Origin of the sequence: Kribbella sp. NBC_00382, assembly GCF_036067295.1 — a bacterium.
Taxonomy (GTDB): domain Bacteria; phylum Actinomycetota; class Actinomycetes; order Propionibacteriales; family Kribbellaceae; genus Kribbella.
The window spans coordinates 1,355,949-1,368,346 of record NZ_CP107954.1 but is presented as its reverse complement, the minus strand read 5'-3'; the positions used below and the strand labels follow the sequence as shown (position 1 = coordinate 1,368,346).

The following is a 12,398-nucleotide window of genomic DNA, read 5'->3' as shown; positions in this document are numbered from 1 at the left end:
CGCTCTGAGAGCGCGATGAGAATCCGCTGAGGACTGGTGCCTGGCTAGCGGTTGGTCCAGGTGGGGCTGTTCACGTAGTGGTTGTCGTAGAGGTCGCTGGTGGTCGCGAGGACGGCGGGATCGGTCTCGCCGCGGTAGACGCCTTCGAGGAGGCGGTAGTAGTCGAAGCGGGGCTTGGCGTGGGTGAGGACGAAGAGCACCTCGGCTTCTTGCGTACCGGCTGCTTCGAAGGCGTGCGGGGTGTTCGGCGGTACCAGCAGGAAGTCGCCTTGGTCGAGGGTGATCAGGTCGTCGCCGGTGAGGACGCGCAGGCTGCCGGTGAGGACGTAGAACAGTTCGGAGGCCTCCTGGTGCAGGTGCGGGGGAGCGCCTTCCTTGCCAGGCTTGAAGATCGAGCGGTGACTGGTGAGGTGGCCGTTGGTGGCAGGGGTGTCGGCGAGCAAGGTGACACCGCTGGCCTCGAGAACCTCTGCGTCGGTCGAACGGATGAGGATGCTCATGTTCTTTTACTCCTTTGTAGACGTTGAATGTCCAGAATTAAGTGCTGCGTTTGTGCTGTTGGGATGGTGTCAGGACTTGAGGTTGGCGAACCAGTTGCGGGTGTTGTCGGCGGTGTCCGGGTAGGTGCTCTCGACCTGTGCGACTAGATCCGCGATCGTCTTCGCCGCCAGTTCGCGGCGGTAGGTGAGCTCGGCTTTGCGCATCGACATCGAGACCACGCAGGTCTTCCGGTAGTCGGCCTTCGCGTCGGCGCCCGGCCCGGCTTTGAGGATCTGAGTGCAGCGGAAGGCGTCGTCGGATCCGTCGATCGCGACCACTACATCGAGCAGCGTGATCTTGTCGGGCGCCTTGGCGAGCTGGAACCCGCCTTTGGGTCCGGAGGTCGAACTGAGAATGCCGGCCCGGGTCAGCGCTTGGAGTTGCTTGTTCAGGTACGCCGTTGGAAGCTCGTAGAAGGCAGCGAGCCGCTTGGCGGTAACCGCCTCGCCCGGGATGAAGCACAGATTCACACAACTGTGCACCGCCCACTCGACGCCCTCGTTCATCTTCATAACCTAGATACTAAATGTCCAGAATCTATCTTGTCAACCTGCCCAAGCCGGTTGCCTGAGGCACCTAGTGCTCCACCTGAGCACTCTCCGGCGACGGATCTACTCACGTCGAGCACAAAGACGCCAAGAATCGGCCCTGGGGTCGCGAATCGCAGTCCCCTCGTGCAGTAGCCGGAGAAACGGTGTATCAGCTACTGGTACGCCGTTCTCGTGGTCGATTCGGGTGCCGAGGGGCTGGCGACGGGGGAGCCGGCACGCGGGTCCGTCGGACGGGTCCGCCTGTGGTGGGTGAGGCTGTCTGTGGTGAAGATGGCTAGGGCCAGCCAGACGAGGGTGAAGCCGGCCCAGCGGATGGGGGACATGTGTTCGTGGAAGACAAGCGTGCCGAGTAGGAACTGGATGACCGGGGTCAGGTAGTTCAGGAGGCCGAGGGTGGTCATCGAGATTCGGGTGGCGGCGGCGCCGAAGAGGAGTAGGGGGATGGCGGTCAGCGGGCCGGTTAGCAGGACTAGGACGAAGTAGCCGGGGCCGTGGCTGGTGACGGTTGACCCGCCCTGCAGGCCGAGGATCACGATCGCGACCAGGGCTAGTGGGGCGACGACGGCTGACTCGACGGCCATGCCTTCGATGGCTCCGGCGTTGGCCTTCTTCTTGGCTAGGCCGTAGAAGCCGAAGGAGAACGTCAGGATCAGCGCGACCCACGGCGGGCGGCCGTTCTCGATGGTCATGCCCGCGACCGCGATGAAGGCGATCGCGACGGCGATCCACTGGACCGGGCGGAGGCGTTCCTTGAGGAGGATTACGCCGAGCAGGACGGTGAACAGGGGAGTGATGAAGTAGCCGAGCGACGCTTCGATGATCCGGTCGTTGTTGACGCTCCAGATGTAGCCGCCCCAGTTGATCGTGATCAGGACGGCGCCCGCGATCAACGGCCAGCGGCGGCGTGGGTCGGCGAGCAGGACGCGGACCTGACCGAAACGACGGCGTACCAGGACCAGACCGACGATCGTGACGAGCGACCAGAGGATGCGATGGGCGAGCAGTTCCAGCGCGCCGGAGGAGCTGATCAGCTTCCAGTAGAGCGGGACGAGGCCCCAGAACAGGTAGCAGCCGAGACCGAAGAGGAACCCTCTGCGCTGTTCTGGCACGCCTGCGAGTCTAGGTGAGCCGTCATTGGTGTCAACGTACTTTGCTCATGACGTGAGACGGGCTTTGCGGATGAGGTTGGATAGAGGTGGACAGAGGAGGTACGGCGTGGGTGTGAGGACCGGTCTGGTCTCGGTGACGTTCCGGAAGTTGGCGGTCGACGAGGTCGTCGAGGTGGCCAAGAAGGCGGGGCTGGCGGCGATCGAGTGGGGTGGTGACATCCACGTCCCGCTCGGCGATCTGCCCGCCGCGCGGAAGGCCCGCGAGCTCTGCGAGGAGAACGGCCTGGCCATCGCGGCGTACGGGTCGTACCTGCGGGCCGGCAGCGTCGACCGCGAGGAGATCCGTACCGCGGTCAACACCGCCGCCGAGCTCGGCGCACCCCGGATCCGGGTGTGGGCGGGAACGGTCGGTACTGCGGAAGCCGGCGTCGGCGACCGGATGGCGGTCACCCGCGGTCTGGCCGAGCTGGCCGATGTCGCGGCCGGCGCGGGCATCGAGATCGCGATGGAGTTCCACCGCGGCACCCTCACCGACGAGGTTGACTCGACCATCACGCTGCTGCTCGACGTGGGCGCCCCCAACCTCACGACGTACTGGCAACCCCCGGTGGACCTGGGCGACGCCCAATGCCTGGAGCAACTCGAATCCCTGATGCCCTGGCTCAGCACAGTCCACGTCTTCTCCTGGTGGCCGTCGAACAACCGCCTCCCCCTCTCCGGCCGAGAATCCCTCTGGCGCCCAGTCCTCGACCGCCTGTCAGCCGAACCCCGAGAAATCAACACCCTCCTGGAGTTCGTAGCAGACGACTCCGTCGACCAGTTCTCCACCGACGCAGCCCAACTCCACAACTGGCTCTGATCACTCAGGCACGTACTGGCGAACTCCTCGAAGTCCGTATGACCGCTCATCCCGGCCCTGGTCGTGTGCACACCGAGGATGAGCGGCTGGACGGCCCGGATGGTTGCATGCGGTCAGTCAGCGGGGAGGTAGATCGCTGCGAAGAGCTTGCCGGTGATCTTGCTGGGGAGCTTCTTGCTGTCGACGTCGGCGAAAGCAACCTTGGCGATCGTGGCCGGGCGGGCTGATTTGCCGGAGGTGACGTAACCGCCGGCCTGGCCGGACGAGTTTTCGTCGCCGAAGCCGGTCAAGCGGACTACTACGGTGGGGCCGGCGTCCTCGGTGCTGCCGTGGGAGATCAGGAACGGGGTGTTCGCGGGGGTGGCGAGTTCGAGGTGGCCGACGCTTGCATCTACCGATTCGAGCGTGGCGAGACGGTAGTTGTGGCCGGTGAACTCGACCAGCTCTTCGAGCCTCGTGGTGCCGACGGTCCGCTGCTTGCCCATGTCGTAGACGCCGAGACCGATCCAGTCCTGTGGCCGGTCGACCGGTCGGCCCTTGTTGTCCTCGAGCCGCACGCTCACCTTGACCTGCTGTCCCTTCGCCGGCGGCGGAACCGTGGCGGCGCTGGCGTAGCTTCCGCGCCCGGCGTCGGTGGTTTCCGTGGAGCAGGAAACCGAGCCGTCCCGCTTGCCGTCGACACTGATACTTGCCTGGTACTCGGGAAAGTCACCCTGGATGCTGGTCGCCGTGCAGAACGGGATGAGGGCGAGTTGGTTGCCGGTCGCGGTGAAGGTGAAGTCGATCTGGTTCTGGCCGCGGTCGGAGACCATCGCGCTGAGCAGGGTCCGGCCGCCGATCTTGGCGCGGTAGCGGATGCCGTCTTTCAGATAGTCGTCGGACGAGGTCGGCGGAGCCTGGACGGGCGCGCTGTCGTCGGAGGTCGCGGGCGGGACCTGGTAGATGCCTAGGGCAACTTGTGTGTCGCCGGCCTTGACCGGGCGGCCTTGCTGGTCGGTGAGCTGGACGACAACCCGGGCGGGTTTCCCGTCGGGTGCCGCCAGCCAGAGTGCGCTGTCGGCGCTCACAGAGCTCCCGGAGGGGAGTTGCGTCGCATCGCTGCTGGTGTCGCAATCTGCGGTGCCGATGACGTAGTCGTTGATCGAGACGGTGATGTACGGGGTCGAGGCCGCTGTCGAGTTGCAGATGCCCTGGAATCTGGTCTCCTGCACCTTCGCCGTCCAGCTGAAGTCCAGCTTGTCCTGGCCGGGAGCGCCGACCCATCCCTTGAGCAGCCGGTCCTGTTCCCGGACGCCCGGGACGGTCATCCCGTTGTTGACGTAGTCCTTCGGCGCCGGGTTGTCGTCGGCGGGCTGGGGGGTGGTTGTGGTCAGGCCGGGGATGAGGCCGGTGGCGAAGGCTGCGATGACGGCTGCGCCGGCTACGGCGCCTAGGGCTCCTGCCTTGCGGCGGCGCTTGGTTTGGGTGATTTTGGCGTGGACGCCGGCGAGTAGGTCCGGAGTGGCGTCGGTGGTTTCGGCGCGGTTGTTGAGTTCGTCGCGCAGGTCGGTGAGCTTCATCGCGTGGCCTCCCGGTCTGCGGTGATGTCGGCGGTCAGTAGCGCGGGATCCAGGCGGAGTTTGGCGAAGGCCTTGCTGGTCTGGCTCTTCACCGTGCCGGGGGTGCAGCCGAGGACTCGAGCGGTCTCTGCCTCGGAGAGGTCTTCGTAGTACCGGAGTACGACGACAGCGCGTTGCCGTCGCGGCAGTCGCTGCAGGGCTCGCCAGACGTCGGTGCGCTCCTCGGCGTTGGCCTGTACTGCGTGCTCCGGCAACTCCTCCGTCGGCTGCTCGCCGTTCCAGCGGCGGCGCCACCAGGAGGCGTAGGTGTTGACCATCACCTTGCGGACGTACGGCTCCGGGTCGCCACCCTCGATCCGGGACCAGGCGAACCAGGCCTTGGCCAGGGCCGTCTGGACCAGGTCCTCGGCCAGCGCGTGGTCTTGGGTCAGCAAGTAGGCGGTCCGCAGGAGCCTGCGAGACCGAGCGAGTACGAACGCGTCGAACCCTTCAGCAGCCGTCACCGGTCGCCCCGTTCCCCGTGCACGCAGTGTGAGCGTGCTGTCGTCAATGGTCACATCATGGAGGACCGCCGAGGGCCGCCGATCGGTTGCCCGGCACCTGCTGTTCGTCGAAAAGTTTCACCTGAGCCCTGGCCAACCGGTGGATCTTGCCGGGACAGTGGCGGGGTCAGGCGCGTTTCGCCCCAAATGCGTTCGGAGGAAAAAGCAAATGCAAGAGCAAAAACACAAGAGAACCTTCTCGCTTCGCTCGAAGGCTGGGTGGGGGACGAGGTGCTTCAGTAATCGCGTGATCAGAATTCTGTCCGTCCTCGGGTTGTTCGGTGCGATGCTGGTCGGCACCGTCGCGACCCAGGCGGTGACCGCGACCAAGGCGTACGCCGACGGTTGCTACACCTGGGGACGCTCGCTCGCCCAGGGCACCAGCGGTGAGGACGTCCGCCAGCTCCAGATCCGGGTCGCCGGCTATCCGGCGTACGGGGCTCACATCGCTACCGACGGTGTGTTCGGGCCGGCCACCAAGGCGGCGGTGCAGCGCTTCCAGTCGGCGTATGGGCTGACCTCGGACGGGGTTGCCGGTGCGGCGACGTTCAGCAAGATCTACGCGCTGCAGGATGACGACTGCACGCCGATCCACTTCACCTATGCCGAGCTGGACGACGGCTGCGGCGGGTCCGGGTACGACGGCGGGCCGCTGTCAGAGGCGGCGACCAAGGCCAACGCGCTGCAGACGATGTGGCAGCTCGAGGCGCTGCGGCACGCGCTCGGCGACCAGCCGCTCAACATCAGCAGCGGGTTCCGCAGCGTCCCTTGCAACCGCTCGGTAGGCGGGGCAAGCAACAGTGAACACCTGTACGGCCGGTCCGCCGACCTGACCGGGGTGCACTCGTTCTGCACGATGGCCAAGCAGGCCCGGTACCACGGGTTCGGTGGCATCCTCGGCCCCGGCTACCCCGACCACAACGACCACACCCACCTCGACATCCGGACCAGCAACTTCTGGTCCGCACCCAACTGCGGGATCTGAACGAGTTGGTCCGGGCGGGTCAGCCCGCCCGGACCAGCTGGGTGAGCGTGATGCCGGCCGCGCGGTCGAGATGCTCTGCGCTGAGGCCGGCCGCGCGGGCGCCGATGACGTCCTTCTCGAGGTTGTCGCCGATCATCAGCGCCTCGGACGGGTCGACGCCGAGTGCCTCGCAGGTCAGTAGGTACGACTCCGGTGCGGGCTTACTGAAGCCGAGCCCTTCCGAGGTCGCGACCACGTCGATGCGGTCGGCCAGGCCGATCGCGGCCAGCTTCGCGTTCTGCTGCTGCACCACGCCGTTGGTCAGCACGCCGATCCGCCACCCATTGCTTTTGGCAACTTCCAGTGCCGGCAGGGCATCGGGGAACGCGGTCCAGTGCTGCGGATAGCGCTCGATGAAGCCGGCGAAGATCTCGTCCAGTCCGGCGTCGGTGGCCGGGACCGGGTAGCCGATCAGCGGCAGGAAGTCGCGGAGCCGGCCGCGGCGCTGACCCTGGTGGCTCAGCTCGCCGGCCAGCCAGAGCTCGAAGTTACGGTGCTCGGCCACGAACCACTGGGCGATGAGCTCATCGGTCAGTTCGGCGGCGCCAAGCGTCGGGACCCAGGCGCGCAGGGTCGCGGTGATGGATGACGAGTGGTCGAAGAGGGTGTCGTCGAGGTCGAAGATGACCGCCTTCATGCGGGGACCACCGACGTCCGGTTGAGCTCCCGGTGGTTCGCGTACCCCGACAAGGCCAGCGTGAGATCGAGCTCGGCCAGCAGGCAGCGCAGTACGTGCTCGACTCCGGCCTGGCCGGCGAGCGCGAGGCCATACAGGAACGGGCGGCCGAGAAGTACAGCTTTGGCGCCGAGAGCAAGGGCCTTGGCGGCGTCGGAACCGGTACGGATGCCAGAGTCGAACAGCACGGTCACCTGCTCGCCGACCGCATCAGCGATCGCCGGGAGAGCATCGAGCGCCGCGATCGCGCCGTCGACCTGGCGACCGCCGTGGTTCGACACGACCAGGCCGTCGACGCTGTGCTCAGCCGCGAGCTTGGCGTCGTCGACCGAGGTGATGCCCTTGAGCACGATCGGGCCGGACCAGTTGTCGCGGAGGAACGACAGCTCGTCCCAGCTCAGACCTACGTTCGGGAACATCTGGGCCCAGTGCATCACCGCTGCCGTCGGGTCCTCCGCGATCGGCTTGGCGAGCTTGGCCTGGAAAGCAGGGTCGCTGAAGTAGTTCGCCAGGCCCTCACCCTTGAGGAACGGCAGGAAGCCGCGGTCGAGGTCGGCCGGGCGCCAGCCGATCGTGCCCGTGTCGAGGGTGACCACCAGTACGGAGTACCCGCTGTCCTTGGCGCGTTGGAGGAAGCTGAGGCAGACGTCCTTGTCGGTCGGCCAGTACAGCTGGTACCACTTGCTGTCGGCCTCGATCTGCTCGAACGAGTGACTCGCCTGGGTGGAGTGCGTGTAGGTCAGCCCGAGTGCGCTGGCGGCTCGCGCGGTCGCCAGTTCGCCGTCGGGATGTGCCAGCGTCTGTACGCCGACCGGCGCGATCACCACGGGCGCGGGCATCTTGGTGCCGAGGATCGTGCAGGACAAGTCCCGCTCGGTACTACCGCGCAGCATCCTGGGGACCAGTCGCCAGCGGTCGAACGCGGCCAGGTTGGCGCGCGCGGTCGAACCACTGCCGGCACTGGGGACGATGTAGCCCATCGCCTCGACGGACAGACTGCCGGCGGCCTGGGACTCCAGCCGGGACAGATCGGTGGTGATCTCGGGCCGGGTGTCCTGGAACATCCCCTGCACGTAGATGCTCAGCTGGTGATCGCCGTAGTTGGCCATGCCGGATGCTTTCATGCCTGCTTGCTTCGCCTCAACGCCCCGAGGCCTCCGAGCGTCAGCAAGCAGCACAGCCAGGCGAACCAGTCGCCGAAGCGTGTGTAGAGGGTGGCGTGGATACCGGGGTGGAGGTCGCCCAGGAGGGTGACGTCGGCGCCGGTCGGTGCGGAGGTTTGGCTGGTGACGCGGCCGTACGAGTCGCTGAGGGTGAGCAGGCCCTGACTGCCGTTGCGGGCGATCGGGATGCCGTTCTCGATGCCTCGGAGCAGCGCGTGCCGGCTGTGCAGCCAGCCGTCGTTGTCGAAGTCGAGCGCTGGGACGAGGAGGAGGTCGGCCTTCTTCTGGCCGTACTGGCGGGCCAGGGCGGGGAAGTCCATGTCCTTGCAGATCATCACTCCCCAGGTGCCCATCATCGCGAGGTGGTCGCCGGGCTCGTACGGCTCGATGCCTGGGATCAGGTGGTGTTTGTCGTACGAAAGGGGAGTGCCGCCCGTCGGGTGGAAGACGAGTGCGCGGTTGTAGTCGTTGCCATGGTCACCGAAGACGGTGAGGCCGGTGAGGAGCTCGACGTTGTTGTCGGTGGCGATCTTCTGCAGCCTTTGGTCGAGGCCCGGCAGCGCGGTCGCATCGACGTCGATGAACTTCTCGGGAAGTACGACGACGTGGGCGCCCTTGGCCGCGGCGGCCTCGATCTGCTTTGTGTAGGTGGTGAGGATCGTCGGGCCATTGGCGCCGGACCAGCGGGTGTCGTCGAGGCCGTTGCTGGCGGAGACGATCGCGATCTTGACGGCCTGGCCGGTCGAGTCACCAGCGAGACGCCAAGCGCCGTACGAGACGGTGCCGATGGCAACCATTGCTAGGACGGTGATGAGCTGTACGCCGGTACGCCGCGGGGCGTGCGCAATTGCCGCGATGATGGCCGCCGGCGTGAGCAGTAGATAGCTGAGACCCCAAACCCCTGTCATGGAAGCGATCTGGGCGACCGGATGAACATCGACCTGGGTGTACGCCAGACTGGTGAAGGCGCCGTGCGGGGAGACGAGTGCGATCAGGTAATCGGCGGCGGCCCAGTTCGCGGGTGCGGCAAGGGCTGCCAGGAGGTAGCGGCCGCGTCGGATGAGGGCGCGGAAGAGCAGGACTGTCAGGGTGAAGACGCCGGCCAGCAGGACGAGGAAACTCATCGCGGCGGGTGGGAGTTCGAGGTCGTTGAGTAGGTAGCTCCAGAGGTTGGCCAGGCCGAGGGACCAGCCGATGAAGGCGGTCAGGGCGGTCAGCTTCTTGGTGAGATGCGGTGCGACGAGCAGGACTGGTAGGGGTGCCAGCCAGGTGAGCGCGGGGATGGTGGTGAGGCCGCTTCCGAAGTACAGGAACGTGCCGGTGAGTAGGGCTGCAAGGGCGGCGTACAGGCGTGGGTGTTTATTGGCGGAGTCCATTGATCATCCTTTCGCCCAGGCTCAGGCAGAGGGCGCGGAAGTCGGCTTCGGGCATGCCGATCCGGTCGCCGTGGTAGAGCTGGATCAGGCCGTGCAGGAAGGCGGCGATCATCAGGCTGGACTCCCAGATGTCGTCGTCGCGGAAGAGTTGCTGCGTGATGCCGTCGGCGATCGCGTCGGCCAGCAGGGTGAAGGTGGGCGAGCGGCGGGACCGGAAGTCCTCGGGGAACTGCCGGGCCTGGTCGCGTCGCTGGGTGAACATGTAGTCGTAGAGCCGCGGCTGGGCGAGCGCGAAGTCCACGTGATCGACGAGCATCTCGCGCAGCCGCTCGTCGGCCGCAACACTGCGCGGCTCGGCCTCCCAGCGCCGGACCAACTCGCTGAAGGCGGCGTCGGCGACCTCGTGCAGCAGCGCGTCCCGGTCGGGGAAGTACTGGTAGATCGCCATCGGCGTGATGCCCACCGCGGCGGCGACCTTGCGCATGCTGACGCCGTCGGCGCCCTTCTCCGTCAGCAGGTAGCCGGCGGCGGCTGTGATGCGGTCCTTGGTGCTCACCTCGGTCATGTTCATCAGTTAAACGCAAATGCCTATACGCCGTATAGGGGAATTCCCCTGACTCATCCCTGAGTCCATGACATCCGTCAGGGGCAGGTCAGGACGGTCGGCACCGGTACGCCGCTGCGCCCGGCGCGAGGCTGGAGGGCAACGGATGAGGAGGCGTTCAGATGCGTGCGAAAAGGTTCTGGCCGGCGATCGGACTGTTCTTCCTGTCGCCGTTGGTGGCGGAGTACTTGCTCGGGAATCTGCCGATCACGGCGCTGTATGCGGTGATCGGCCTGGCCTGCCTGTACGGCGGTGGGGCGGTGCTGAGTCGCGAGCTGGTGCGGCGGCGTGGATGGGGGTATCCGAGTCTTGTCGTGCTGGCGCTGGCGTACGGGATCTTCGAAGAAGGGGTGACGACGCAGTCGCTGTTCAACCCGAACTACGTCGATCAGCGGCTGCTCGATCCCGGGTACATCCACTTCCTCGGCATGGGAGCGCCGTGGACGTTGTTCGTACTCACGCTGCACACGGTGTGGAGTATCACCGTGCCGATCGTGCTGGTGGAGGCGGTCTCGAAGCGGCCGCGGGAGCCGTGGCTGGGCAAGATCGGGCTGTGGGTGGTCGGGATGTTCTTCCTGGCCGGGGTGGTGGCGTCGACGGCGATCCAGCTGAACAACGACCCGTTCGTGGCGTCGCCGTGGCAGTTCGCTGGGGTTGCTGTTGCGCTGGTCGCGCTGATCGGTGTTGCCGCGCGACTAGGTCGGCAGGCTGTGGGTGGCAGGCCCGCGCGGTTGGCTGGGAGTGTGCCTGCGGTTTGGTTGGTTGGGGTTAGTGCTTTGCTGGTGACGTCCGGGTTCATGTTGGTCAGCGATCTTGATGTGCCGGGGTGGTGGGCGGCGGGGATCTATCTGGTCGGGTGGGTGGCGTCCGTTCGGGTGGTGGTGTTTTGGGGGCGGCATGAGCTGTGGTCGCGGCGGCATGTGCTGGCGCTGGCAACGGGTGCGCTGCTGACGTACGCATGGCACGGCTTTCCGGAGACGCCGGTGTTGGAGGCATCGAAGGCGGCTGATCTGGTCGGCAACGGGATCTTCGCGGCGCTCGCGCTGGTACTGCTGGTAGTGGCTTGGCGGCGGGTGGGGGTTTTCACACCGGCGGGCGAGATGGCGGCTACCGGAGCGATGGCGGATGCGACAATCAGGCGTGACAAGTTCGGTGACTCCTGACAGTTCGCTGTCCTCGCGGCACGTCGGCCTGGCTCTGCTGGCCCTGGCGACCGGTGGTTTCGCGATCGGGACCACCGAGTTCGTCACGATGGGGCTGCTACCGCAGATCGCCGACGGGGTGGACATCTCGATCCCGACGGCGGGGCACATCGTCTCGGCGTACGCGATCGGAGTGGTGGTCGGGGCGCCGGTGATCGCGGCGCTCGGCGCCCGGACCGGACGCAAGCGGCTGCTGCTCGGGCTGATGGCGGTGTTTGTCATCGGCAACATTCTCTCGGCCGTTGCCAACAGCTACGAACTGCTGATGGCGGCCCGGTTCCTGACCGGCCTTCCGCACGGCGCCTTCTTCGGGATCGGGGCGGTGGTCGGTGCGTCCATGGTGCCAGTGAATCGGCGGGCCTGGGCGGTCTCGATGATGATGGTCGGATTGCCGGTGGCGAACATCATCGGCGTACCGGTGACCACCCTGCTGGGGCAGCGGTTCGGCTGGCAGTTGCCGTTCGTTGCCGTCGGCATCCTTGGCCTGCTGACCCTGATCGCGGTCTGGTTCTGGATCGGGCCGCAGCCGGTCGGCAACGACGTGAACGTCCGCAGTGAGTTGAGTGCGCTGGCCAAACCCCAGGTGTGGATGGCGCTGCTGGTCGGCATGGTGGGCTTCGGCGGGATGTTCGCGACGTACTCGTACATCACCCCGACGATGACGGACCTGGCCGGCTTCAGTGAGGCGGCGGTGACGATCGTGCTGGCCGTGTACGGCATCGGCATGACCGGCGGCACCCTGGTCGGCGGCCGGCTCGCGGATCGCGCCCTGATGCCGAGCCTGTACGGCGGGTTGGTGGCCGTGACTGTCGTGCTGACGACCTTCGGCTGGCTGGCCCAGAGCAAGGCGGGTGCCCTGGTCGGGGTCTTCGCGCTCGGCTTCAGCGCGAGCATCCTCATCCCGGCGCTGCAGACCCGGTTGATGGACGTGGCTCACGAGGGTCAGTCGCTGGCTGCCTCCCTCAACCACTCGACGCTCAACGTGGCCAATGCGCTCGGCGCTTGGCTTGGGAGCGTCGTCCTCTCGGCCGGGTACGGCTATGAGTGGCCCAGCCGGGTCGGTGCGGTACTCGCTGTCGCAGGGCTGGTTTTGGCGCTGGTGTCGGGGCAGATGGACCGTCGGCGGGCTTAGTGTCCCGTAAGCGATGTAGCTTGACGGGACACTGGTACGGGGAAAACAAGGGGTGTTGCCT

Annotated in this window: 13 protein-coding genes; 4 read left to right on the top strand and 9 right to left on the bottom strand. The window is 66.5% G+C overall.

The annotated features are described in order from the left end of the window. Positions 1–44 precede the first annotated feature (44 nt). The 3 genes from OHA70_RS06855 to rarD all read right to left on the bottom strand — a co-directional run bounded on the left by OHA70_RS06855 (position 45) and on the right by rarD (position 2,200). Positions 45–500 (bottom strand): cupin domain-containing protein, encoded by a 456-nt coding sequence (locus OHA70_RS06855; RefSeq protein WP_328329731.1) that lies wholly within the window; start codon positions 498–500, stop codon positions 45–47. A gap of 69 nt (positions 501–569) precedes the next feature. Next, on the bottom strand, positions 570–1,052 hold the full coding sequence (locus OHA70_RS06850; protein ID WP_328329729.1) for an RrF2 family transcriptional regulator: 483 nt from the start codon (positions 1,050–1,052) through the stop codon (positions 570–572). Positions 1,053–1,243: 191 nt separating this feature from the next. Beyond that, positions 1,244–2,200, bottom strand: a complete 957-nt coding sequence (gene rarD / locus OHA70_RS06845) for an EamA family transporter RarD (RefSeq protein ID WP_328329727.1) — start codon at positions 2,198–2,200, stop codon at positions 1,244–1,246. Between the two features lie 106 nt (positions 2,201–2,306). Here rarD and OHA70_RS06840 point away from each other — a divergent pair, with 106 nt between their 5' ends. Next, positions 2,307–3,059: a sugar phosphate isomerase/epimerase family protein gene (locus tag OHA70_RS06840; RefSeq protein WP_328329725.1), complete on the top strand. Its 753-nt coding sequence runs from the start codon at positions 2,307–2,309 to the stop codon at positions 3,057–3,059. A 113-nt stretch (positions 3,060–3,172) separates the two neighbouring features. Here OHA70_RS06840 and OHA70_RS06835 read toward each other — a convergent pair whose 3' ends face one another. Beyond that, positions 3,173–4,618: a hypothetical protein gene (locus tag OHA70_RS06835; RefSeq protein WP_328329723.1), complete on the bottom strand. Its 1,446-nt coding sequence runs from the start codon at positions 4,616–4,618 to the stop codon at positions 3,173–3,175. Further along, on the bottom strand, positions 4,615–5,121 hold the full coding sequence (locus OHA70_RS06830) for a SigE family RNA polymerase sigma factor (RefSeq protein ID WP_328329721.1): 507 nt from the start codon (positions 5,119–5,121) through the stop codon (positions 4,615–4,617). The genes OHA70_RS06835 and OHA70_RS06830 overlap by 4 nt, the downstream gene beginning before the upstream one ends. A 286-nt stretch (positions 5,122–5,407) precedes the next feature. Between OHA70_RS06830 and OHA70_RS06825 the strand changes: the two genes are divergently transcribed. Further along, the gene (locus OHA70_RS06825) at positions 5,408–6,145 is read left to right on the top strand and encodes a D-Ala-D-Ala carboxypeptidase family metallohydrolase (RefSeq protein WP_328329719.1); all 738 of its coding nucleotides are present in this window, start codon (positions 5,408–5,410) and stop codon (positions 6,143–6,145) included. A 19-nt stretch (positions 6,146–6,164) separates the two neighbouring features. On the opposite strand, the gene OHA70_RS06820 is transcribed toward OHA70_RS06825, so the two are convergent. From OHA70_RS06820 to OHA70_RS06805, 4 genes are read right to left on the bottom strand one after another with little or no spacing between them, the layout of a single operon-like run. Then, a complete protein-coding gene (locus OHA70_RS06820; protein WP_328329717.1) occupies positions 6,165–6,821 on the bottom strand; it encodes an HAD family hydrolase in 657 nt (218 codons plus the stop codon). After that, positions 6,818–7,984, bottom strand: coding sequence for an alpha-hydroxy-acid oxidizing protein (locus tag OHA70_RS06815; RefSeq protein ID WP_328329715.1), 1,167 nt, complete (start codon positions 7,982–7,984; stop codon positions 6,818–6,820). The genes OHA70_RS06820 and OHA70_RS06815 overlap by 4 nt, the downstream gene beginning before the upstream one ends. Beyond that, positions 7,981–9,399 carry a nitrilase-related carbon-nitrogen hydrolase gene (locus OHA70_RS06810; RefSeq protein WP_328329713.1) on the bottom strand — a complete coding sequence of 473 codons (1,419 nt, stop codon included), beginning with the start codon at positions 9,397–9,399 and terminating at the stop codon, positions 7,981–7,983. Before OHA70_RS06810 ends, OHA70_RS06815 begins: the two co-directional genes overlap by 4 nt. Next, a complete protein-coding gene (locus tag OHA70_RS06805; protein WP_328329711.1) occupies positions 9,383–9,970 on the bottom strand; it encodes a TetR/AcrR family transcriptional regulator in 588 nt (195 codons plus the stop codon). The genes OHA70_RS06810 and OHA70_RS06805 overlap by 17 nt, the downstream gene beginning before the upstream one ends. 155 nt (positions 9,971–10,125) lie before the next feature. Between OHA70_RS06805 and OHA70_RS06800 the strand changes: the two genes are divergently transcribed. After that, complete coding sequence (locus tag OHA70_RS06800; protein WP_328329709.1) at positions 10,126–11,166, top strand: hypothetical protein; 1,041 nt, start codon at positions 10,126–10,128, stop codon at positions 11,164–11,166. Beyond that, on the top strand, positions 11,144–12,337 hold the full coding sequence (locus OHA70_RS06795; protein ID WP_328329707.1) for an MFS transporter: 1,194 nt from the start codon (positions 11,144–11,146) through the stop codon (positions 12,335–12,337). Before OHA70_RS06800 ends, OHA70_RS06795 begins: the two co-directional genes overlap by 23 nt. The last annotated feature ends 61 nt before the right edge of the window (positions 12,338–12,398 follow it).